At 24.7% G+C, this 22,220-nt stretch carries 25 protein-coding genes, 8 tRNA genes and 3 pseudogenes; 23 read left to right on the plus strand and 13 right to left on the minus strand.

The window, feature by feature from the left end; translation table 4 throughout:
• The first annotated feature begins 82 nt into the window (after window positions 1-82).
• From ACI2WJ_RS07545 to ACI2WJ_RS07555, 3 genes are read left to right on the plus strand one after another with little or no spacing between them, the layout of a single operon-like run.
• Window positions 83-1,366 carry an aminotransferase class V-fold PLP-dependent enzyme gene (locus tag ACI2WJ_RS07545; protein ID WP_252318907.1) on the plus strand — a complete coding sequence of 428 codons (1,284 nt, stop codon included), beginning with the start codon at window positions 83-85 and terminating at the stop codon, window positions 1,364-1,366.
• Window positions 1,353-1,811: a Fe-S cluster assembly sulfur transfer protein SufU gene (gene sufU / locus ACI2WJ_RS07550; RefSeq protein WP_174481014.1), complete on the plus strand. Its 459-nt coding sequence runs from the start codon at window positions 1,353-1,355 to the stop codon at window positions 1,809-1,811. The genes ACI2WJ_RS07545 and sufU overlap by 14 nt, the downstream gene beginning before the upstream one ends.
• A complete protein-coding gene (locus ACI2WJ_RS07555) occupies window positions 1,795-2,355 on the plus strand; it encodes a 5-formyltetrahydrofolate cyclo-ligase (protein WP_400255376.1) in 561 nt (186 codons plus the stop codon). The genes sufU and ACI2WJ_RS07555 overlap by 17 nt, the downstream gene beginning before the upstream one ends.
• Before the next feature lie 94 nt (window positions 2,356-2,449).
• Here the strand turns inward: ACI2WJ_RS07555 and ACI2WJ_RS07560 are convergent, their stop codons facing one another.
• Together ACI2WJ_RS07560 and ACI2WJ_RS07565 are read right to left on the minus strand one after the other, a co-directional pair.
• On the minus strand, window positions 2,450-3,226 hold the full coding sequence (locus ACI2WJ_RS07560; protein WP_450097639.1) for a rolling circle replication-associated protein: 777 nt from the start codon (window positions 3,224-3,226) through the stop codon (window positions 2,450-2,452).
• Window positions 3,196-4,318 (minus strand): annotated as a pseudogene (locus tag ACI2WJ_RS07565) (IS3 family transposase). Before ACI2WJ_RS07565 ends, ACI2WJ_RS07560 begins: the two are co-directional and overlap by 31 nt.
• Window positions 4,319-4,390: 72 nt before the next feature.
• On the opposite strand from ACI2WJ_RS07565, the pseudogene ACI2WJ_RS07570 reads away from it, so the two are divergent.
• Window positions 4,391-4,855 (plus strand): annotated as a pseudogene (locus tag ACI2WJ_RS07570) (transposase); the annotation flags it as partial.
• A 40-nt stretch (window positions 4,856-4,895) separates the two neighbouring features.
• Here ACI2WJ_RS07570 and ACI2WJ_RS07575 read toward each other — a convergent pair.
• Window positions 4,896-5,093, minus strand: a complete 198-nt coding sequence (locus tag ACI2WJ_RS07575) for a hypothetical protein (RefSeq protein ID WP_400255378.1) — start codon at window positions 5,091-5,093, stop codon at window positions 4,896-4,898.
• A gap of 120 nt (window positions 5,094-5,213) precedes the next feature.
• Here ACI2WJ_RS07575 and ACI2WJ_RS07580 point away from each other — a divergent pair.
• The 3 genes and pseudogenes from ACI2WJ_RS07580 to ACI2WJ_RS07590 all read left to right on the plus strand — a co-directional run.
• A pseudogene (locus tag ACI2WJ_RS07580) lies at window positions 5,214-5,688 on the plus strand (oleate hydratase); the annotation flags it as partial.
• 321 nt (window positions 5,689-6,009) lie between these two features.
• Entirely contained in the window at window positions 6,010-6,375 is a 366-nt protein-coding gene (locus ACI2WJ_RS07585) for a S1 RNA-binding domain-containing protein (protein WP_400255379.1), read from the plus strand.
• Between the two features lie 182 nt (window positions 6,376-6,557).
• A complete protein-coding gene (locus ACI2WJ_RS07590; protein ID WP_400255380.1) occupies window positions 6,558-7,868 on the plus strand; it encodes a glucose-6-phosphate isomerase in 1,311 nt (436 codons plus the stop codon).
• Window positions 7,869-8,107: 239 nt separating this feature from the next.
• On the opposite strand, the gene ACI2WJ_RS07595 is transcribed toward ACI2WJ_RS07590, so the two are convergent.
• The 4 genes from ACI2WJ_RS07595 to ACI2WJ_RS07610 form a co-directional block, all read right to left on the minus strand.
• Window positions 8,108-8,464 carry a hypothetical protein gene (locus ACI2WJ_RS07595; protein ID WP_400255381.1) on the minus strand — a complete coding sequence of 119 codons (357 nt, stop codon included), beginning with the start codon at window positions 8,462-8,464 and terminating at the stop codon, window positions 8,108-8,110.
• A 180-nt stretch (window positions 8,465-8,644) separates the two neighbouring features.
• Window positions 8,645-9,271 carry an isochorismatase family cysteine hydrolase gene (locus ACI2WJ_RS07600; RefSeq protein ID WP_400255382.1) on the minus strand — a complete coding sequence of 209 codons (627 nt, stop codon included), beginning with the start codon at window positions 9,269-9,271 and terminating at the stop codon, window positions 8,645-8,647.
• A 9-nt stretch (window positions 9,272-9,280) separates the two neighbouring features.
• The gene (locus tag ACI2WJ_RS07605; protein WP_338957746.1) at window positions 9,281-9,598 is read right to left on the minus strand and encodes a hypothetical protein; all 318 of its coding nucleotides are present in this window, start codon (window positions 9,596-9,598) and stop codon (window positions 9,281-9,283) included.
• Window positions 9,599-9,716: 118 nt separating this feature from the next.
• Window positions 9,717-10,145 (minus strand): hypothetical protein, encoded by a 429-nt coding sequence (locus tag ACI2WJ_RS07610; RefSeq protein ID WP_338957748.1) that lies wholly within the window; start codon window positions 10,143-10,145, stop codon window positions 9,717-9,719.
• Window positions 10,146-10,429: 284 nt separating this feature from the next.
• Here ACI2WJ_RS07610 and ACI2WJ_RS07615 point away from each other — a divergent pair.
• From ACI2WJ_RS07615 to ACI2WJ_RS07645, 7 genes are all read left to right on the plus strand, one after another.
• A tRNA-Val gene (locus ACI2WJ_RS07615) sits at window positions 10,430-10,505 on the plus strand.
• 7 nt (window positions 10,506-10,512) lie between these two features.
• Window positions 10,513-10,589, plus strand: a tRNA-Thr gene (locus ACI2WJ_RS07620).
• Between the two features lie 11 nt (window positions 10,590-10,600).
• Window positions 10,601-10,685 (plus strand) — tRNA-Tyr (locus ACI2WJ_RS07625).
• Window positions 10,686-10,695: 10 nt separating this feature from the next.
• Window positions 10,696-10,770: transfer RNA gene (locus tag ACI2WJ_RS07630), tRNA-Gln, on the plus strand.
• Between the two features lie 16 nt (window positions 10,771-10,786).
• Window positions 10,787-10,861: transfer RNA gene (locus ACI2WJ_RS07635), tRNA-Lys, on the plus strand.
• A gap of 9 nt (window positions 10,862-10,870) precedes the next feature.
• Window positions 10,871-10,958, plus strand: a tRNA-Leu gene (locus ACI2WJ_RS07640).
• Window positions 10,959-11,022: 64 nt separating this feature from the next.
• Window positions 11,023-11,104, plus strand: a tRNA-Leu gene (locus tag ACI2WJ_RS07645).
• Window positions 11,105-11,179: 75 nt separating this feature from the next.
• Here ACI2WJ_RS07645 and ACI2WJ_RS07650 read toward each other — a convergent pair.
• The 3 genes from ACI2WJ_RS07650 to ACI2WJ_RS07660 all read right to left on the minus strand — a co-directional run bounded on the left by ACI2WJ_RS07650 (window position 11,180) and on the right by ACI2WJ_RS07660 (window position 12,646).
• Entirely contained in the window at window positions 11,180-11,488 is a 309-nt protein-coding gene (locus tag ACI2WJ_RS07650) for a hypothetical protein (RefSeq protein WP_400255383.1), read from the minus strand.
• Between the two features lie 87 nt (window positions 11,489-11,575).
• Window positions 11,576-12,365 (minus strand): IS5 family transposase gene (locus ACI2WJ_RS07655; RefSeq protein ID WP_400254448.1). Its coding sequence is split into 2 segments (ribosomal slippage): window positions 11,576-12,103 and window positions 12,105-12,365, totalling 789 coding nucleotides; the frame shifts between segments, so codons are not numbered across the junction.
• Window positions 12,366-12,397: 32 nt separating this feature from the next.
• Window positions 12,398-12,646 carry a hypothetical protein gene (locus ACI2WJ_RS07660; RefSeq protein WP_400255384.1) on the minus strand — a complete coding sequence of 83 codons (249 nt, stop codon included), beginning with the start codon at window positions 12,644-12,646 and terminating at the stop codon, window positions 12,398-12,400.
• Window positions 12,647-12,717: 71 nt separating this feature from the next.
• Here ACI2WJ_RS07660 and ACI2WJ_RS07665 point away from each other — a divergent pair, with 71 nt between their 5' ends.
• The 5 genes from ACI2WJ_RS07665 to ACI2WJ_RS07685 all read left to right on the plus strand — a co-directional run bounded on the left by ACI2WJ_RS07665 (window position 12,718) and on the right by ACI2WJ_RS07685 (window position 15,762).
• Window positions 12,718-12,933, plus strand: coding sequence for a hypothetical protein (locus ACI2WJ_RS07665; RefSeq protein WP_400255385.1), 216 nt, complete (start codon window positions 12,718-12,720; stop codon window positions 12,931-12,933).
• Window positions 12,934-13,361: 428 nt separating this feature from the next.
• Window positions 13,362-14,906, plus strand: a complete 1,545-nt coding sequence (locus ACI2WJ_RS07670; RefSeq protein WP_400255386.1) for a sodium-dependent transporter — start codon at window positions 13,362-13,364, stop codon at window positions 14,904-14,906.
• Between the two features lie 5 nt (window positions 14,907-14,911).
• Window positions 14,912-15,040, plus strand: coding sequence for a hypothetical protein (locus tag ACI2WJ_RS07675; protein WP_400255387.1), 129 nt, complete (start codon window positions 14,912-14,914; stop codon window positions 15,038-15,040).
• 111 nt (window positions 15,041-15,151) lie between these two features.
• Window positions 15,152-15,610, plus strand: a complete 459-nt coding sequence (locus ACI2WJ_RS07680; protein ID WP_400255388.1) for a hypothetical protein — start codon at window positions 15,152-15,154, stop codon at window positions 15,608-15,610.
• Between the two features lie 78 nt (window positions 15,611-15,688).
• Window positions 15,689-15,762, plus strand: a tRNA-Gly gene (locus ACI2WJ_RS07685).
• Window positions 15,763-15,826: 64 nt separating this feature from the next.
• Here ACI2WJ_RS07685 and ACI2WJ_RS07690 read toward each other — a convergent pair.
• From ACI2WJ_RS07690 to ACI2WJ_RS07700, 3 genes are all read right to left on the minus strand, one after another.
• A protein-coding gene (locus ACI2WJ_RS07690; protein WP_400254448.1) for an IS5 family transposase occupies window positions 15,827-16,616 on the minus strand; the annotation gives its coding sequence in 2 pieces (ribosomal slippage) (window positions 15,827-16,354 and window positions 16,356-16,616; 789 coding nt in all).
• Between the two features lie 66 nt (window positions 16,617-16,682).
• On the minus strand, window positions 16,683-16,880 hold the full coding sequence (locus ACI2WJ_RS07695) for a hypothetical protein (RefSeq protein WP_400255389.1): 198 nt from the start codon (window positions 16,878-16,880) through the stop codon (window positions 16,683-16,685).
• Window positions 16,880-17,107 carry a hypothetical protein gene (locus ACI2WJ_RS07700; RefSeq protein ID WP_174481002.1) on the minus strand — a complete coding sequence of 76 codons (228 nt, stop codon included), beginning with the start codon at window positions 17,105-17,107 and terminating at the stop codon, window positions 16,880-16,882. Before ACI2WJ_RS07700 ends, ACI2WJ_RS07695 begins: the two co-directional genes overlap by 1 nt.
• Window positions 17,108-17,735: 628 nt before the next feature.
• Here ACI2WJ_RS07700 and ACI2WJ_RS07705 point away from each other — a divergent pair.
• From ACI2WJ_RS07705 to ACI2WJ_RS07720, 4 genes are all read left to right on the plus strand, one after another.
• Window positions 17,736-18,525, plus strand: a protein-coding gene (locus tag ACI2WJ_RS07705) for an IS5 family transposase (protein WP_400255390.1) whose coding sequence is annotated in 2 segments (ribosomal slippage) — window positions 17,736-17,996 and window positions 17,998-18,525 — 789 coding nt in all. Because the reading frame shifts where the segments join, the coding sequence is not laid out codon by codon here.
• Between the two features lie 378 nt (window positions 18,526-18,903).
• Window positions 18,904-19,215, plus strand: a complete 312-nt coding sequence (locus tag ACI2WJ_RS07710) for a hypothetical protein (protein ID WP_338957756.1) — start codon at window positions 18,904-18,906, stop codon at window positions 19,213-19,215.
• A gap of 168 nt (window positions 19,216-19,383) precedes the next feature.
• Window positions 19,384-21,066, plus strand: a complete 1,683-nt coding sequence (locus tag ACI2WJ_RS07715) for a phospho-sugar mutase (RefSeq protein ID WP_400255391.1) — start codon at window positions 19,384-19,386, stop codon at window positions 21,064-21,066.
• A gap of 14 nt (window positions 21,067-21,080) precedes the next feature.
• Window positions 21,081-22,052: a 3'-5' exoribonuclease YhaM family protein gene (locus ACI2WJ_RS07720; RefSeq protein WP_400255392.1), complete on the plus strand. Its 972-nt coding sequence runs from the start codon at window positions 21,081-21,083 to the stop codon at window positions 22,050-22,052.
• Window positions 22,053-22,220 lie beyond the last annotated feature (168 nt).

Raw genomic sequence — 22,220 nt, forward strand, 5'->3', positions numbered from 1 at the left:
TTTTAAGAAAATTAGCACAAAATTAAGTGTATAATCATTAGTATAAGTATATTATATTTGGTGTAATGATATAGGAGTAAATATGAATAAAAAAATAAACATTAATGATAATACCTTTAAAACTGATTTTCCCTTTTTTAAAAATAATCCTGATTTAGTTTATTTAGATACAGCGGCTTCTTCACTAAAACCACAAATAGTTATTGATGCTGTTAGGGATTATTATGAAAAATATTGTATTAATCCACATAGTCAAGATTATCAACTTGCTGTTAAGGGAAATGATATATTTGAAGATACTAGAAAAACAATTAGTAAATTTATTAATAGTAACGAAAACGAAATAGTTTTTTGTCCTTCAGCAACTTTTGCTTATAATCAAATTGCTTTTGGCTTAGAAAAATATTTACAAGAAAATGATGAAATTTTATTAACCACTTTAGAACATAGCTCATTACTCTTACCATTTTATCGTTTGATACAAACTAAAAAAATTAAAATAAAATTTATTGAAACAAATAAACAAGGAGTCATTACTGTTGAAAATTTAAAAAAAGTTTTAACACCTAAAACTAGAATAGTTGCTTTTGCAAATATTAATAATTCTTTAGCAATAGAAAATGATACTGAAACATTAACTAATTTTATTAAAGAATATGGTAAAAAAAATGTTAAAAGTGATAATTGAATTTTTAAAAATATTTTAGTAATAATAGATGGTGCACAATCAATAGGACATATAAAAACCGATGTTAAAAATTGAAATATTGATTTTTTTGGATTTTCTGGTCATAAAGTTTTTGGTCCAACTGGAATCGGTGTCTTTTGAGGAAAAAACGAATGATTAAATATGCTAGATCCACTAATATTGGGTGGAGGCATGAATGGTGATATTTATGAAAATGGTAAATTTAACTTATTAGATAGTCCTTATCGTTTTGAGGGTGGAACACAAAATATTGCGGGTGTATTTGGGCTAGGTGCAGCTATTAAGTATTTATTAAACATTGGTATTGAAAATATTAGAAATCATGAAATTTTACTAAAAAAATACGCAATTGAACAATTAACAGCGCAGTTAGGAAATAACATTGAAATTTATAATATTGATGGCAATAGTAGTAACATAATATTTAATATTAAAAAAGTATTTGCACAAGATGTTGCTAATTTTTTAGGAACACAAAATATATGCGTACGCAGTGGAACTTATTGTGCTAAATTATTACCTAATATAATTAACGCTGAAGTAACAATTCGTCTTAGTTTTTACATATACAATTGCAAAAAAGATATTGACTTATTAGTAATAGCTTTAAAAAAAGGGATTAATGAAGGAGGAGATTTTTTAAATGAATTCTTTTAATAACAATCAAGACTATTATCGCAAACTAATTGTTGAACACTATAGTAATCCAAAAAATAAAGGTTTTAAAAATTTACCAAATAGTTTGACATATCATCAAAACAATGAATCATGTGTTGATAATTTTCATGTTGAAATTTCTATTAAAAATAAAGTTATTAATAGCGCACGCTTTACTGGAATTGGGTGTGCTATTTCAACTGCAGCAACCGATCTTTTTTGTATTTTAATTGAAGGTAAAACAATATCACAAATAAAAGAAATTATTATTAATTATCAAGCAATGTTATCAGAAAAGCAATTTAATGATAAAATAATTGAAAATATGATTGCTTTTAAAAATGTACCAAGACAACGTAATCGAATTAAATGTGCCCTTATTGGTATTAATGGTATTAATAAAATAATTGAGAAAGAATGTGAAAAAAATGGAAATGGAAATTAAGGATAAAATTAGTTTAAGAACCATTTATTTAAAAAAATTAAAAAATGTTTCTAAAAATAATTATCAAAAGTGAAATAAAATTATTTTCAATAAATTTAATGAATCACATTATTTTAAACAAAATAATGTATTTGCTCTTTATAATTCCTTACCATATGAAGTAGAAACTAAAGAAATTATTGAATTATTATGAAAAAATCTAAAACAAGTTTGTTTACCAAGAATGAATGGTGAGCATTTGGAATTTTACTTTATTAATAGTTGAAACGATATCGTATTTGATAATGATTTTAAAATTGGACAACCAAGTTTAAATTGCCAAAAAGTTATAGGAAGTCAAATTGATTGTATGTTAGTACCATTGATTGCCTTTGATAAAGATTATTATCGTATTGGTTATGGTAAAAGTTTTTACGATCGTTATTTATCTAAAAATAAATTTAACTTTAGTAAAATAGGACTTGGTTTTGCTATTCAAAAAATTCCTTATATAATTAGTCACGATAATTGAGATATACCATTAGACTATATTTTTACTAATTAATATTTTAATCTAAAAATTAAATACACTAATCAATAAATAAAAGATAGTTTAATTAATCAAATTATCTTTTTTTATTTTTATTGTATTGGATGGGTTACACTTTTTTCTTAAAATCTATTTTTTCAACTTTATTGCCAAAAACTTTATCTACCCAAGTCAAAACATCTTTATCTCTTTGAATTAAATAACCTATTTCACTAGTCCGTAAATAATACTTATGCGATAAAGCACTTAAATATACATAACGTTCATAATCTTCATATTCTTTAAAATAATCATTTACAACAGTACTTTCAATAATACCACCAATCATAACAGTATTACCGTTACTATCTCTTTGAGTTTTAAAATAAAATACATTTGTTGCTTTAAAACTTGCTTTAATTATATCTTGGATTGTAATTTTTTTAATACCACGAACTACAATAGGATTTTTACAATTACGACTAAAAGCATAATCCTTTACACCTACATCTGTTTGATTTATAGATTTAACATCATCTATTGCTTTTGTAACATACTTTCCTAAATATTTAATAACAAATTCATTTGTACCTTTTTTAACTACTTTTAAATCATTAAAACCGTGAGTTCATCATTCTGCTAGCATACTTTTATGTATCTTTCTATTAAAAATTATATGAAAATGAATAGCACCACGAGATTGATATTCATAAACATAAAAATACTTTAATTCTCCTAAATGTTCAAAACGTTTAGGGTCATTTCACCATTTCTTTAATTTAAGAAAAAATAAACGAATATCTTTTGCTTTTTTAATATCTTGTATATTATCTTTATAAGTTAAAGTAATAAATGGAATGGCAACCCTTTTTAGGACTATTTTTTGGTAGACATTTTTTCATGATATTTAACTGGAGTTAGGTAGTTTAAAGTGCTGTGGATTCGTATGTTGTTGTATCAATTGATATAATCAAATAATTCTAATTTTAATTGGATTAATGATGTAAAATTTTTATCATTAATAAATTCAGTTTTGAAAGTTTTGAAAGTTGCTTCAGCAACAGCATTATCATAAGGACAACCTTTTTTGCTTAAAGAACGGGTAATATTGAATGCTAATAAAAGTTTATCAATAGTTTTATTATTGAATTCATTACCGCGATCACTATGAAATATTTGAATATCTTTTAAACAGCGATTTGATTGCATAAATGCTTGATATACTAATGATGCATCTTTTTTAGTACACCTACACTATGTCCAATAATTTCGCGGTTAAATAGGTCGATTAATAAGCAAATATAGTTTCACTTACCATTAACTTGAACATAAGTTAAATCACTAACAATAACTTCATTTTTAAGCCTATTATTAAAGTTTCTATTCACAAGATTGCTTATTTGGCTATCATTGACTTTGTTATGATGATTTTTAAATGATAATTTAGTGTATTTTGATATTAAATTATGCTGATTCATAATTTCTTTAATTTTTTTGCGTGATAAATAAATTTCTTTATTTTCTAGACTGACTTTTAATCTTCTTGTTCCATAAACTTCTTTATTTTGTTTAAAAGCACTAATAACAGCTTCATCATACATATTATTTTTGATTTTATCTTCTTTTTTCTTTAAATTAAAATAATATGTTGATTTAGAAAGTTTTAAAAAACGACAAATTGGACGAATTTTATATTTAGATTTATTATTTGTAATAATCTCTACTTTCTGCCTATTATTAGTGCTGCTTGCTTTAAAATATCATTCTCCATTCTTAATTGTTTTAATTCTTTATTTGTTTGAATTAATTGTTTTTCTAAATCCGAAAGATTATCTTTAGTTTTAAAACTGCCTGAATTTGTAAATTGCTTAATTCATTTATAAGTAGCTGCTCTTGTAACGTTGTATTCTTTAGCAAGGCAAGATACTGATTTGCCATTTTGATATAAAGATACTATTTGTTTTTTAAATTCATCATTATATGAGTTAATATTGGCCATAATTATATTTCCTTTCTTTTAACTAATTTGTTCACTTGTCTACGTAATTAGTGTCCAATAAAGTGTAACCCATCCAAACATCAATTATGTATAGTTCATCAAATCAGAAATAGTTTAAAATATGTTTCATACAAACATCGAAAATCACTAGTTACAGATTTAAAGCCAATTTATAATGCATGTAGTGAAGAACAAGCAATGCAAGCTTTAGAATCATTTGAAAGTAAATGAAATAAACACTATCCTCAAATTGCTAAATCTTGATATAAAAATTGAGATAATTTAATGATTTTTATTAGTTATCCTCCAGAAATCAAAAGAGTGATTTATACTACAAATTCTATTGAATCTGTTAATAGTCAATTACGAAAAGTCATCAGAAATAAAAAAGTTTTTCCAAATGATATGGCAGTTTTCAAAATATTTTACTTAGCAATTGAAAATATAACAAAAAAATGAACAATGCCCATTCAAAATTGAAATACAGCAATTGCTCATTTTATGATAAAATTTGAAGACAGAATTAATCTGAACTAGTACTTTGCAAAACAAAGATACACAGATTATTAAAAAGCCTCTAAAAATTATGTAATGCTTTTTGAATTAAATTAGTTTTAGTAGGAACAGTATTATTTCTTAATTTTTGTTTATTACCAACATAACATTTACCTTTTTTATTTCCAATATTATTTAAAAAAGAAATAGGTAAAACAACATTTTTAACATAACAAGCATAAAAAATCTTTTTAACATAAAAATCTTGTTGAAAATCCATATATAAAACTCGACTATTCTAGGTTTTAAAAAAACCAATTTTATACATTTTAATAACAAACAAATCTTAACATAAAAAATTATAAAAATAAATATAAAACAAAAACGATACTTAATCATGGAAATAGTTCAAGAGTGATTATATCATATTGGCGTTCCTGAAGAAGAAATCTTTCAACTTGCTAAAAACTCATGTAATGTGGTACCAGTTTATATGCCATTTATTACTTCATACTTTATGCCAAGAGAAATTGGTGATCGTCCTTTAGTAGTTCCGGAAGGTTCAAAAAAATTTAGCGTTTATTGGTAATTTTAGTGAAACTGAAGATGATACAGTTTTTACAACCGAATATTCAGTGAGAACTGCTATGGAAGCTGTCTATAAATTATTAAAGGTTGATAGAGGAATACCAGAAGTTTTTGCTTCAGCATATGATATTAGAGTACTATTGAATTCAACTCATATTTTATGAGATAAGAAAAAAATTAATGATATACAAGTTCCTCTCATCTTAAAAATTTTCCGTAGAGGTGCATTAAAAAAAATCAAGGGAACTTTTCTAGAAGAATTACTTGAAAAATCAGGATTATTATAATAAATCCTAATATTTTTAATAATATTTATAAAATAAAATATCTATATTAACTTACCATTTTAAGTATAAAATAAAGAAAAATATTAAAAAAAATTAGTAATATTGTTACAAGTAACATTCATTTCTTTAAAAATAAAGAAATTGCTAACAAATTTAATATTTTAATAATCTTTAAATTTAAAATCAATTAATAATTTCTCATTCTAATGTTTAAAAATTCATAAAATTAATATTATTAATTTTAACTTCAAGATTAAATATAATGTTATAATATTTTTATGTATTATTAAATTATACAAAAGAAAGAGGAATTAACTTATTATGAGTACAATTATTAAAAATGAAGAAAATGAATCAAATGTTCAACAATTTCAAGTTGGTGACATTATTACCGTAACTCCAACTGGAATAAAGGAATTTGGAGTTTTTTGTAAGTGTCCAAATGGATTTTCTGGTTTAATTCACATTAGTCGTATTACTCCTAAATTTGTTAAAAATGTTAGTGATTATTTTACAATTGGTACATCAGTTAAAGCAGAAATAACAGGTATTGATCATACTAAACAACAATTAAGTTTAAGTACAAAAGAACAAGGATTAGTTGCAAAGAATAATTCTTCAATTGAAGAAAATGGTAAAGGATTTGCACCAATAAGAGAAACTGTTGATAATTGATTTAAAAAATAAGAAAATAATTAAAATACTATTTTTCTTCCAAATAATAAAAAATATTGCTATTTAATGGCAATATTTTTTATTTTTTTCTTGCAATCTAAAATTTTTACAACTATATTTTTATTATAAATATTAAATAGTATTATTACGAATTAATATTTTAATTTTAAATACTATAAGGAGGTTATAGAATAGTGATAAAAACTAATTTAAAGTTTACTAATTTAGATATGAAAGAATTATCAACTTTATATCAAGAAAAAGTAACGGTGATTAACGCTGAACTGGAAAGTAATGCTAAAAATGAAGATGGTTGATTAGGATGAATTGATTTTCCATTTGCATACCAAAAAGACATTACTTTTCAAGAGTCTTGAAAACGAATGAAAACTCTAGCATTGAAACTACAAAAAGAAATACAAGTTTTAGTAGTAATTGGTATTGGTGGATCATACTTAGGTGCTAGAGCAGGAATTGATATGGTGCAAGGTTTATTTAATAATACCGCTCCTGTTAAAGTAATTTATATGGGTAATACCATGAGTTCAACTTATGTTCACCAAGTTTTATCATATTTAAAAGATAAAGAATTTGCCATTAATGTTATTTCTAAATCAGGAACTACTACTGAACCAGCAATAGCCTTTCGTTTGTTAAAAGAACTATTAATTAAACAAAAGAAAAATAAGAATATTGTTAATAACAGAATTATCGCTACTACTGATAAAACAAGAGGAGTACTCCATGATTTGGCAAAAGAAGAAGGATATGAAAGATTTGTTATTCCCAATAATATCGGTGGTAGATACTCTGTTTTAACTCCTGTTGGTATTTTTCCGATGATGGTAGCAGGAATTAACTGTGAAGAAATTATTGCTGGTGCGCAATTAGCAACAAAAGAATGTAAAAGTGATAAAATTGATGTTAATGATGCCTATTTATATGCAGTTTCTCGCTATCATTTACATAAAACTAATAATAAAGCAGTTGAAATTTTAGTAAGCTATGAATTACAAATGCAAATGTTATGTGAATGATGAAAACAATTATTTGGTGAGTCAGAAGGTAAGGATGGCAAAGGATTATTACCAGCTAGTGTTGTTTTTTCAACTGATTTACATTCAATGGGCCAATTTATTCAAGAAGGTTCAAAAATGTTTTTTGAAACAGTAATAAAAATCAAAAAACCTAATGAAGATATCAAAATTCCACTTGATAAAGAAAACAATGATCAATTAAACTATTTAACAAAACATTCTTTACATGAAATTAATAATATTGCCTTACAAGGAACTATTGAAGCTCATAGTGATGAAATAGTAGGAAAAACACCAAATATTTTATTAGAATGGGATACAATGGATGGCAAAATGTTTGGTTATGCTAGTTATTTCTTTATGAAGGCTTGTGCTGTTAGTGCAAAATTATTAGGTGTTGACCCATTTAACCAACCTGGTGTTGAAGTATACAAAAAGAAAATGTTTACATTATTAGGTAAAAAATAATTTCCTAATAATAAATTTAATAAAACATTAAAATATAGTTATATAAAAACCATTCTGAAAAGAATGGTTTTTATATAATTTACTTAGTTGTTCTTCACTTATTAATTTACAATATTATATTATGACATTTTTTTTGTAAATAATAATCTAAATAAATGTAATTATAAGTTAAGTTGTATTTTAAATGATGGTAAATGATATATACCAGTGCTAGTTGATGGTGCATTTATAAAATCAAATTAATTTATTTCATTTACCATTTTTTGTTCTTGTTCTTTAATTAAAAAACTTTCTACTATATGCTTAGTTATTTGCTCTTGAATAGAATATTGTGCTTTTTCTTCAGAAAAACCTTGATTAATACATTCAATAAAAATGAAAGATAATTTTTCATTTATTTCATTATTCTTAATAATCTCTTGATAAACATCATTAAATTCATTATTTAATAATTTTATATTTAATATTGATAAATCTTCATAAGTCATATTTCTAAAATTTAAATTAAATTCAAATTTTTCAAAAATATTTATTATTAATTGTTGATTTTCAAGTTCTTGATACTCGCTTTCTGATTGGATTACTTTACTAGCCATCTTTTAATCTTCCTTTTCTTTAAAACTTTAATTTAATAAAACCTAATATAGAATAATTTCTATATTAGGTATAAACATTTATTAAATTATTTTATCATTTTATCATAATTTCTATTCTAAATATAAAAATTATTAATTTATTATTTATATAAATTTATTTTATTTAAAATTCTACTTTAATTAAATAACATCCTTAACAATAGTAATGCCATTTTTAAGCATTGAATATCATGCATATTGATTTAAAATATGAGCTGGATGCTCTGGTTCATCATAAGTATTTGTCATTGTCATTGGAACAATAACATTTACTTCTTTATTGTGCTGATTAAATCAAGTTTTACAACTAATAGCAAATTGATAAATACAAATATCAGTACAACAACCAACAATAATAATGTTATCCCATTGTAAATTTGGCTTAAAATCAAAAGCAAAAAAACCATTAGTACTATTTTTTTTAATAATCTTAATATTGTCAAATTTTAATTCTTCTACTAACTCTGATTCAATAGTATTTTCCAAACAATGACTAGGAAAAGTATGAAATTCGGGACTATGTTCATTATGAGCATCATTAAAAGCAATAACTTTAGTTTCATTAGTATTTACTTTTGCTAATAAATTTTTAATTGGTTTAATAATTGAATTAATATTGGGTGAAAATAAATTTCCTTTTTTAGCAAAGCCATTAACCATATCAACAATAAATATAATATTATGACCTTTTAAAGTTTTAAAATTTAAATTAACTGTTTTATCCAAAGTTTTATTTATAATTTCAATAAATGAATCATTATTTTTCATTATTCACCTCTATTTTTTAAAAATTAATCGTTTAATAATAAATCAAATTATACTACAGCCAGAACAAATTGGCATTAAGAAAATAGTAAAAATAATTCCTACTTTTAAAAAGAAAATATCTACTGTTATTCCCTGACTACTTTGATAGATTAAACTATCAATTACACCATTTATATAAATAAAATTAAATCCATTAAAAATGTTTTCTATTTTAATACTTAATAACATAATTAACCCTAATAACAAAAATATAAAACCAGAAAAAAATAAAATAGTAATTATTTTTTCATCAAGAGGTAATTTTTTTCATCAATTTTTAGTTATCATTATTATCACCTATTTTTTTTAATTATATCATTGTTATATTACTGCTATAAAATAAATAAAAAAATTCTTACTTTAATGTGAAAAATAAGAATTTTTTAAAATTAATAAATCGCTATTTTTATTTTTTTACTACTTTTAAATAACAACTGTATCCAAAAATAATAAGACTTGTAAAAAATAAGATTGGAGTAGCAATAACCGCTAAGATTACTCCTATTTGTAACTGTGCTGCTGTACCTGTTAAAGTTGCAGTTCCACCTAATGCAGCAACTGCAATTTTTAATTTATCAAAAAAATCAGTTAATGACATAGTAACACCAAAATTAGTTATACTACCCTTAATAAAATCTCCAATAGTTCAAGGATGAGAATTTCTTAAAATTCAAAACCCATCATGACTTTCAGCCGCTTTAGCTCCTAGAGGTTTAACTGTTCAAGATACTGTTCCAATTAAAATTAATCCTAAAATCATTACTATTAACATAGTTATAAATACGTAAATGCTAATTTTATCTAACTTTGATAATTTTTTTCAAATTTTTTGCATAAATTTTCCCTTTCTTTTAATATAAATATGGCTCAAAAAAATTTTAGCAAACTTTAAAAAAAATATTATATTTAAAATATATAAAACTGAAAATAGGTATAAAATAGTAATATTTAACATAAAATTATTTTTTTTGGTTTTTTCTTTTAACTTTTCTTTTAAAAAATAATTAAAAATAAAATAATTTTACATTATCTTTAAAAAATAATTGTAAATGTGAAAAATATCTATTATAATGATTAAGGTTTTTTAAGAATAAATAATTCTAATAAAACAATAAATAAGGAGTATTAGCTCAGCTGGGAGAGCAATTGCCTTACAAGCAATAGGTCGGCGGTTCAAGTCCGTCATACTCCACCATTTACCTGCTGATGTGGCTCAATCCGGCAGAGCAACGGTTTTGTAAACCGTAGGTTGCAGGTTCGATTCCTGTCATCAGCACCATTATTATTTATGGAGGGGTAGCAAAGTGGCCAACTGCACCTGGCTGTAAACCAGATCTCTTCGAGTTCGGGGGTTCGACTCCCTCCCCCTCCACCATATTACTTATTGGGGTGTAGCCAAGCGGTAAGGCAACGGCCTTTGACGCCGTCATGCGTTGGTTCAAATCCAACCACCTCAGCCATATATTTTATTAATTTGTCCTCGTAGCTCAGCGGTAGAGCACTCGGCTTTTAACCGAGGTGTCGCAAGTTCGATCCTTGCCGGGGACACCATCATTTGATGCCCAGGTGGTGAAATGGCAGACACGTCGGGCTTAAGATCCGATGACTTTTACAGGTTGTGCGAGTTCGAGTCTCGCTCTGGGCACCATTTATATATTTATTAATGACGAGGAAGTATTCCTCATTTTTTATAAGCAAGTAAACTATATTTTGCCCAGATGGCGAAATGGCAGACGCAGTAGACTCAAAATCTACCGAGAAATCATGCGGGTTCGAGTCCCGCTCTGGGCACCACTAATATTAAATTATTAGTATAAAAAGGTATTCTTTTAAAAGAATACCTTTTTATTTTTATAATATTTAATATTATTAAACTGATAATCGACGTTCTGAAGATTGTTGTTTAACAGGCAAACGTTCTTCAGAATTTAATGCTGCTGTATTAAGTGGTTTAGGATCAGCTATTTCAACAACATGAGAAGTTGACATGACTGATTGTGTTTCCTCTCCATTATTAATTTTTTCTGGATTAAAAGGTTTATTTAATAATGGATTATTATCATCACTATCTTCAGAACTTGATGATGATGGTGAAGATGTACTGCTAGAAATATTTTCATAATTATCTTCCTCATCAAAATCATTAACATCCGCACATCAATTTTCATATAATTCCATTCCAGTATTTACTAATAAACCAGTACCAACTATTGCAAGACCAGCTATTGTGTCTCAAAAAGCCGTTGATCTTTTCTAAGAACCTGTTTAGAATCTTTTTAATAAAACTGAAATAAATGAAAGAACAACCATTTGTAAACTAGTATTTAGTTTTCTTTCACAATTTTTTCATAATCTTCTGTATTTTTCTAATCAAGCAAAGCTTCGTTCTACAATTCATCTTTTTGGTAATACTACAAAAGTATGTAATTCATTGCGTTTTATCACTTCAACATTTGCATTTATGATTGTTTTGATTTCAGAAGCAAATTTTTCACCAGTATAACCAGCATCTACTATTATTTTTTGAACTGCAGAAAGATTTTCTTTTTCATTTTCAATCATTATTATAGCGCTATTACGATCTGTTTTTTCTGCCGTGGTTATGTAAATTGCATGTGGTAAACCTTGAGAATCAACAACAATATGACGTTTTATACCTGAAATCTTTTTACCAGCATCATAACCTTTATTTTCAGTAGTATCTGTATTTTTAACACTTTGCGAATCAATTATACAAAAACTAGTTTGTTCTTTGCGATTATTGTTGATACGAACTTTTTTAACTAATTTTTTTTAAAATTAATTGCAATACACTAGGTTCTTTACCATTATTTTTACTTCAAATTTGAAAATAATAATATACAGTTTGTCATTTTGGAAAATTTTTTGGTAACATTCTTCATTGACAACCACTTTTTAATACATATAAAATTGCACAAAATATTTCATATAAATCTAAACTTCTTGGTTTTGTTTTCTTTTTACTATTTTCTAAAATTGATTTTATGTTTTCAAATTGTTCTTTGGTGACATGACTTGGATAATTTTTATGCATATATACCTCTTATTTTAAAATATATAATCATTTTACATTATTTTCAAAAAGATTCTAAACAGGTTCTTATAAAATGGTTGGTCATCATCATTATTATTTGGATTACTTAATTCATGATATGCAAAAAGACTAACACCAGTAATTGCACTAGCAATAGTTATTGGTGCTAATAAACTTGCAGCTGTATTACCTATTTTTTGTCATATATTACGTTGTTGATTTATTGCATTTTCTTCATTATTAGGTGCACAACATTCTGATATTTTTTTACTAATTGTCACTATATGATTTAAACTTGAAGCTGCTGCTGCTGTAATAAAAGCATATGTAACAAACAGGTAATGTATCTGGATTGGGTGTTGGTCAGTTAAGTCAAGCTACTGCTAGTGGTAATAATGGTGCTGTTGCAAAACTCACTCCTGTTAATAAATTATTAATCCTTACATTATTAATATTTCAATATCTTAATATTAAATTAGTTAACGAAATTTTTGAATTAATTCCTCCTTCCAACATAAAAAATAATGCTGGTGCTAGTGATAATACTCCATCTTGATATAATAAATAGTTACCCCCAGTTACCATTCAATTACCAAGAGTAAGTAACACATCTCTTATAGTAGGTACTACCCTATTTCTATTATTAGTTGATATTAAATCATTTGGTAATAATTGTTCTGTAGAAGAATAACTTCTTGCTGGTGATGAATCCATATTTTTCATCCTTTCTAAAAAATAATTTAAAGTAATAAAATTAATATAAAAACACCCATATTAAGAATTACAATTCTTAAATATGAGCTAAACTCTAGTCTTTATTTATTACTTCTTGTATTATAACCCTATATTAAATAAAATAAAATTTTGATTTTCTATATATTTTCCAATACACATTATTAATAAATAACATCGCAAAATTTTATTTACTGAAATTAGTTTTAATAAAATATTTTTTTTATATATAATTAACTGTTATAAAGGAGGTCATTTATTAATATGAAAAAACAACGCTTAAATATCTCAAAATTAGGATTTTTACTTTCAGTAATGGGTTCGGCAGTAGGATTAGGTGGTATTTGAGGATTTCCAACTCAAATGTATAACCATCATGGTGCTTTTCTAATCCCTTTTTTAATATGTATGGTAATTTGTGCAATACCAGTTTTATTTATTGAAATGACAATTGGTAATAAATATCGCAAAAATCATATTGAATTTTTTAGTGAGGTTGGAGGTAAAAAGGGTGCTTTTTTCTCTTGATTGCATTCAACAACCGTTATTTTACTAAGTACTTATTATAGTGTTTTAGTAGGATGAACTTTAATTAATATTATTATTAGTTTTACTTCTAATTTAAATAAAGGTTCTTATTTTTATCATAATATTTTACAACAAACAAATGATCAAGATATTAGCAATTTAAATAGCCTAGGTAACTTAAATTGAATGATTTTACTTGCAACAATTGGTGTATGAATTATTTTGGGTATCATTCTACTAGGTGGTGTTGAAAAAGGAATTGAAAAAGCCAATAAAATTATGATTCCATTTTTATTTTTAATGATTATTATTTTAGCAATTTATACTAGTACATTATCAGGTGCTAAACTTGGATTAAATGTAATGTTTGATTTAGATGCTAAAGAATTATTAAATCCTGGATTATGAAAAGATGCTTTTGGTCAATCATTCTTTATGTTATCAACATGTACAGGAACCATTTATATTTATGCAGCTCATGCTCCTGAAAAACAAGATAGTACTAATCAAGCTTTTGTAGTAGCCTTTGGTACTAGCGTTATTGGTATATTAACAACAATTATTGTTTTTAATTCAATAGGTGCAATTGCTCAAAATCAAGGTAAAACTGATATTAAAGATGTATTTCAAACAGGACCTGCTTTGATTTTCCAAGTAATACCACAATTATTTGCTATTATTAATAATCAAGTTCCTATTTTAGGAAATATTTTAGCAATATTATTTTTTGTTACACTTTTCTTTGCGGGTATGTCCTCACTAATTGGTCAAGTTGAATCAATGGTAAATGGTCTAGAATATGAAATTCATTTAAAGCGCAAACAAGCATTAGCAATATCATTATTAGGAGCAATGGCAGTATCAGTATTATTTACCTTTAGTAATTCACCAGCGCTGTTTAATGGGCTAGCAATCTGAGTAGCACAAATTTGACTACTAATAATTGGGTTTATTTTATTAATTGGTATTAGTCCATATGGCTGAAAACTATATGATACATTAAAATTATATAATAATGAAAATTCATGAATGAAATGAACAAAAGGATATAAAATAATAATTTTAATTATCGCACCAATTTTAATTTTAATTAATATTGCTACTGGTATCTATGATTTTATTATTAATATTATCAATGCTAATTTTGTCTATGGTACAGTTGGTCTAACACTTGGTGTTGGGTTAGTTTTACTTTTAACTTTTATCTTAACTTATCATAAAAATATTCATAATGGTTTTAATAAATTATTTAAAATAAAAACAAAAACTGAAAGAGGTTAAAAAACATGGATGTTGGAGCAATTATTTTAATGGTAATTTCTTTAGTAAGTATTACTGGTCTTTTTATTTTCTTTGTCATAATGGATTTTAAGAGTCATAAAAAACAAAAAAGAAAAGAAAAAAACAAAGAATAATATTTTTTAAAATATTTTAGTATACTTATGATAAAGTATTATAATTAGGTTTTTTTGTAATCTGGCATTAAAATGCCAGATTACAAAACTTATTATTAAATGGTGAGTGAAATGGAAAAAAATAAATTAAAACAAATTTTATTAATTAGCAAAATAACTTTAACAATTGCTTCTTTATTTTTATTTTTAGTTTGACTAATGTTTATGACTAATAATTTTTTTCCTAAATCTCAAAACTCATTTGATGCCAAAATTATGAATACTTCAATTCAAATTATGATTTGACCAATTACTAGTATAATTCTATTTATTTTTATTATGCCAATATGAGTTACTAATAAAAAACAAATTTTATTAGTATTTTTAACACTGTCACTAATTATCACAATATTGTGCACAACTTTTCTTTTTAGTTTAAACATTAATAAATTCTGAATTATATGATTAATTGCTCATTTTTTTGCTATAGCTTCAATTATTTTTGTCATTGTTTCTTTTTTCTTTAAAGAAAAACTTCTTTTATTTAAAAAGAAAAAAAATAAACATATTGAAAAAAAGATTAAAAAATAATTTTTTTAACTTGTTTATCAAAAGTAGTTGACTTTAATTTTAGTAATATGATATAAATACATGGTGGTTAACATAACTGCGGGTGTCGTATAATGGTATTATTACAGCCTTCCAAGCTGAAGACGTGGGTTCGATTCCCATCACCCGCTCCATTATAAAATAAAAAAAGGCGTATTAATTACGGCTTTTATTTTTTTATAATGGTTTAGAACCTGTTTAGAATCTTTTTAATAAAACTGAAATAAATGAAAGAACAACCATTTGTAAACTAGTATTTAGTTTTCTTTCACAATTTTTTCATAATCTTCTGTATTTTTCTAATCAAGCAAAGCTTCGTTCTACAATTCATCTTTTTGGTAATACTACAAAAGTATGTAATTCATTGCGTTTTATCACTTCAACATTTGCATTTATGATTGTTTTGATTTCAGAAGCAAATTTTTCACCAGTATAACCAGCATCTACTATTATTTTTTGAACTGCAGAAAGATTTTCTTTTTCATTTTCAATCATTATTATAGCGCTATTACGATCTGTTTTTTCTGCCGTGGTTATGTAAATTGCATGTGGTAAACCTTGAGAATCAACAACAATATGACGTTTTATGCCTGAAATCTTTTTACCAGCATCATAACCTTTATTTTCAGTAGTATCTGTATTTTTAACACTTTGCGAATCAATTATACAAAAACTAGTTTGTTCTTTGCGATTATTGTTGATACGAACTTTTTTAACTAATTTTTTTTAAAATTAATTGCAATACACTAGGTTCTTTACCATTATTTTTACTTCAAATTTGAAAATAATAATATACAGTTTGTCATTTTGGAAAATTTTTTGGTAACATTCTTCATTGACAACCACTTTTTAATACATATAAAATTGCACAAAATATTTCATATAAATCTAAACTTCTTGGTTTTGTTTTCTTTTTACTATTTTCTAAAATTGATTTTATGTTTTCAAATTGTTCTTTGGTGACATGACTTGGATAATTTTTATGCATATATACCTCTTATTTTAAAATATATAATCATTTTACATTATTTTCGAAAAGATTCTAAACAGGTTCTTATATTTTAGGACCTTTTTTAGTTTGTAGTACTACTGCTGTTTTTTCATCACTACAATTACTGCAAGCACATTTATTAACTATTTCTGCTCATGAATTTACTGGATACATAACTAAAGACATTCCATTAGTTCTTTCTGGTAATGATTCTAAATATTTTATTTTATTATTTGTGCATTCTTCTAAATTAATTTTCATTAGTTATCCCCTACTTCTTTTAAAATTCGACTATTAAAAGCATCTGCTAAGAACTTATAAACTTTTACTTCAGAAATATTTTTTAAATCATAACAATTAATGATATCAGTTAATTTTAAAATCACATCATGATATTTTATAAAGTAAGTTTTATTTTCAACATTTGCTCACTTTTCTAAATTCATTGCATAATAAATTATTCCATCTCTATAAAATTGTGATTTCATATTTCTCACTCCTTTAAACGATATAATAAAACAAAAAACCTAATTTAAATACAAAAATTTAAACGAGGTCTATAAAAAAACCAAAATATTTTGTTCCAAAGTTCCTTTAAAACTTTAATACAATTGTAACTCATTTACAAGAAATTCCAAGTAAAATCAATAAAAAAAATTAATAACTTAAAATTAATATAAAGAGATAAATAAAGATTACATTTGTAATCTTTATTTATAATTGTCCTGAAATTGTTTTTAAAACAAAATTTTTTATATTCACTGATTGGAACTTCAGTTTTATTTATTAAATCACTCACTTGTTTTTGTCATTTTTTTAACTAAGCTTTTCATCTCTACATAGTCAGGTGTAACAATAGAAACAAAAATAATCATTTGTTTCATAATTTGTAACTTCAACCTCACAATGTTTCTTATTGACTAATCTGGGGTCTCAAGCATAAGCAAGAACTGTTCTATTGCTTACTGCTACTTTAATTAATTTGTTTTAGTTTTATCTTTAGGAATTTCTTTTAATCTTTTTTCCTTTTCTTTAAAACTTTAATTTAAGAACCTGTTTAAAATCTTTTAGAGAAATAGGGTAAAATGATTATATATTTTAAAATAAGAGGTATATATGCGTAAAAATTATCCTAGTAATGTTAGCAAAGAGCAATTTGAAAATATAAAATCAATTTTAGAAAATACTAAAAAGAGAACTAAACCAAGAAGCTTAGATTTATATGAAGTATTTTGTGCAGTTTTATATGTATTAAAAAGTGGTTGTCAATGAAGAATGTTACCAAAAGATTTTCCAAAATGACAAATTGTATATTATTATTTTCAAGTTTGAAGTAAAAATAATGGTAAAGAACCTAGTGTATTACAATTAGTTTTAAAAAAAATTAGTCATGGCATTTCGTATCAACAATAATCGCAAAGAACAAACTAGTTTTTGTATAATTGATTCGCAAAGTGTTAAAAATACAGATACTACTGAAAATAAAGGTTATGATGCTGGTAAAAAGATTTCAGGAATAAAGCGTCATATTGCTGTTGATTCTCAAGGTTTACCACATGCAATTTACATAACCACAGCAGAAAAAACAGATCGTAACAGTGCTATAATAATGATTGAAAATGAAAAAGAGAATCTTTCTGCAGTTCAAAAAATACTAGTAGATGCTGGTTATACTGGTGAAAAATTTGCTTCTAAAATTAAAACAATTATAAATGCAAATGTTGAAGTTATAAAACGTAATGAATTACATTCTTTTGTAGTATTACCAAAAAGATGAGTTGTAGAACGAAGTTTTTCATGATTAGAAAAATGCAGAAGATTATGAAAAAATTGTGAAAAAAAATTAAATACTAGCTTACAAATGGTTGTTCTTGCCTTTATTTCAATTTTATTGAAAAGATTTTAAACAGGTTCTAATAAAAATCCTAACATAGAGATATATCTATATTAGGACTGAACAGTTATTGAACAGTTATTAAATTATGAATATATAATAACATAAAAAATAATACTTTTGATGAAAATTATAATTAACACTTATATAAGTATTAATATTTAATTTCATATACATGTATTTTTTTATAAACAATTAAATTATAAAACTTCTAAGGAGGTAACTATTTCTAATTAAACAATAGTTATCTAATACAAAAATAAATGAAAAATATCTATATTTAATATAGATATTATGATATAATTTTCCTAAAATTAATATAAGTTTTTACCTATTTACTTTTATTTTAAAGTAAATAGGTTTTTAATTTGAAAAAGGAGATATTTAGAAGTGCTATATAGTAAAAAATCAGAAAATCTTATAACAGAAAAAGAAAAAACAACAACAAATTCAAGAAAAATTAAACCACAATTACCAATAACAACATCTCTTGCTGAAATATTACTAAATAATAATGAAAAACTTGTTGGTACTATTACTAGTGATCAGTATCTTAATAAAGATAACAAACAAGTACCATTATATAAACTAATTAAAACTTCAGAACCAAATAAAAAAATAAACATTAAAGCAATAAATTCTATTAAAAATGACAAACAACCAATAACAATTCTAAATAAAACCAATTCACAATCAATATAAAAATAAAATAAAATTATTAAAGATTGAAATTGAAATTTTTAATAATTTTATTTTTTATTATTTAATTCAAAGTTTATGTTTAGATTAACTACTAAAATTTATTTTCTTCTTATTTTATAGTATGATTTACCTATAAACTTAATTTTTTATTATAAAGGAGAAATAATAATGAATGTACTAAAAACATATGAGATTTGAAAAAAGCAAAACTTACCACAACACTTAAAAAAACAATTAACTACAATGTCTAAAAGTGAAATTGAAGATGCTTTTACTACAACTTTAGAATTTGGTACAGCTGGCATGCGTGGTATTACTGGAGTTGGTACCGGCAGAATTAATGAAATTATTATTATGAAGGCAACTGTCGCATTTATTCAATATTTAAAATCTGCCTTTTCTGAAAAAGACTTACTTCGTGGTGTTATTATTGCTCATGATAATCGTCACTTTTCAGCAGAATTTACAATGTTAACAGCAAAAACTTTAGCTAAACATAAAATTCCTGTTTTTTTATTTAAAAATAATGATTTAAGACCAACACCAGTACTTTCATATAGTATTAGAAAAGTTAATGCTCTTGCTGGAATTGTTATTACAGCCAGTCATAATCCTCCTGAATATAATGGTTATAAAATTTATGATCAATATGGCTGTCAATTTCTTCTTAATGTTACCAATATAATTAGCAATAAAATGGAACAATTGCCTGATGATTTTCAATTAACATTCGATTATGATACTAACCTAATTAAAGAAGTGCCTTCAACAGTAGAAGATAATTATCGTGACGATATTAAAAATTTACAGTTTTATCCACAAGTTAAAAATCGTAACTTTAAAATTGTATTTTCTAATCTACACGGTACTAGTCGTGAATGAGTTAAACCAATTTTAGAACAATGCGGTTATGAAATTATTTTAGTAACAGAGCAAGCTAACTATGATCCTGATTTTAAAGGTGTAGTGTCGCCCAATCCCGAAGTAAAACCAACATTTGATTTAGCAATTAAACATGCTAAAAAACATGATGCACCATTAATTATTTTAAATGATCCTGATGCTGATCGCATTGGTATTGCTGTAAAACATAATAATGATTATGTATTATTAACAGGTAATGAAACAGCACCAATTTTATTAGAATATTTATTAAGCCATTATCAACTTAATAAAACAATGCCAAAAAATCCTGTTATGTACAATACATTTGTTACTTCAAATTTATCTGATATGATTGCTAAATCATATGGATGTCAAGTTATTAAAACGTTAACTGGTTTTAAATGAATTGGTGCAGAAATGCTAAAAGAAAAAGAACGTAACATTAACTTTGTTTTTGGTTTTGAAGAAGCATATGGTTATGTTATTAAAGATATTACTCGTGACAAAGATGGTATTCAATCAGCAATAGTAGCAGCAGAAGCGGCTTGATATTATCAAAAGTCACAAAAAACATTAGTTGATGTTTTAGAAAATATTTATCAAAAATTTGGATATTATTACTGTTATACTGTTAATCTTATTTTAAAAGGCAAAACAGGACAAAATACTATTAATAATATGTTAGAAACATTAAGAACTAGTAAAATACCAACACTTAATAATATTAAAACAATTAAAGTTGAAGATTATCAAACTGGTTTACATGGAATGCCATCGCAAAATTTACTAAAATTTTACTTCAGTGATGGTTCATGATTTGCTGTTAGACCTAGTGGAACTGAGCCAAAAATTAAATTCTATTTTGTTTGTGTTGATAAAACCATTAATGATGCACAATTAAAAATGAGAAAAATGTATGAAGAATTAGCTATCAAATATCTAAATATCAAAGATATAAAATGATAGAAAGGAACTAAAAAATGACTGTAATTAAAGATATTAAACCTAATAATGTTTTAAGTTTAGTAGTAATTATTAATCGAGTAATTCAAGGTGTTGCTTCTAACAATACTAATTATTTAAACTTACAATTACAAGATAAAACTGGGACAATTTCAGCAAGAATTTGAGACGTAAGCAAAGAAACTATTGAACAATTAACAATAGGACAAGTAATTAAAATTGAAGCAAATAGCATTAATTATAATAATGAAATACAACTAAAAATTAATAATTGAACTATTATTACTAATCCTAGTGAATATTATGATTTATTACTTACACAAGCACCAATTAATATTATTGAAACATGAACTGAAATTAGTCAAACAATAAAGGAATTTAAAAATCCAATTTTAAAAAAAGTATTAATCCAATGTTTTAATAAAAAAAATATTGATGATTATAAAAAGTGACCAGCAGCAGTTAAAATGCATCATGCTGTTCAAAGCGGTTTATTATGACACTCAGTAACAATGTTAAGAATGGCAAAACAAGTAGTAGCACTTTATAATGATCGTAATATTAATAGTGAACTATTATATGCAGGAATCATTATGCATGATTATGGAAAAATGGTTGAATTAAATAATAATCCTATTAGTTCATATACACTATCAGGTAAAATGATTGGTCATATTTCATTAGGTGCAATGCAAGTTACACTTGCTTGTAAGGAATTAAATATTAACTTAGACGAAGAAATCGTAGTTTTATTACAGCATCTAATATTAGCTAGTCATGGTAAATATGAATATGGTTCACCTGTCTTACCAAAAACAATAGAAGCTGAAATTTTACATCATTTAGATAACTTAGATGCAAAGATCTATGCAATTGATGAAGCATTGGTTAATATTAATGTTGGTGAATCAACTGCTCGTATTGCAAGTATTGAAAATAGAATGTTCTATAAACATCAAAATTTAAAAGAAAAAAATAAAAAAGTTTAAATAATAAAAACTCTCTTTTAATTAAAAGAGAGTTTATTTTTTATCATAAATTTTAATAAATTAATTTATATTTATTTTTATAGGATAAAAATAACCAGTTTCTGTATTACCATAAAAAAAATGGTAATGTTTAGTAATCTGTGTAACTTACAAAAATAACTATGTTTA

The sequence above is a fragment of the Spiroplasma endosymbiont of Cleonymus obscurus genome (assembly GCF_964273375.1).
Classification (GTDB): Bacteria; Bacillota_I; Bacilli_A; order Mycoplasmatales; family VBWQ01; genus Spiroplasma_E.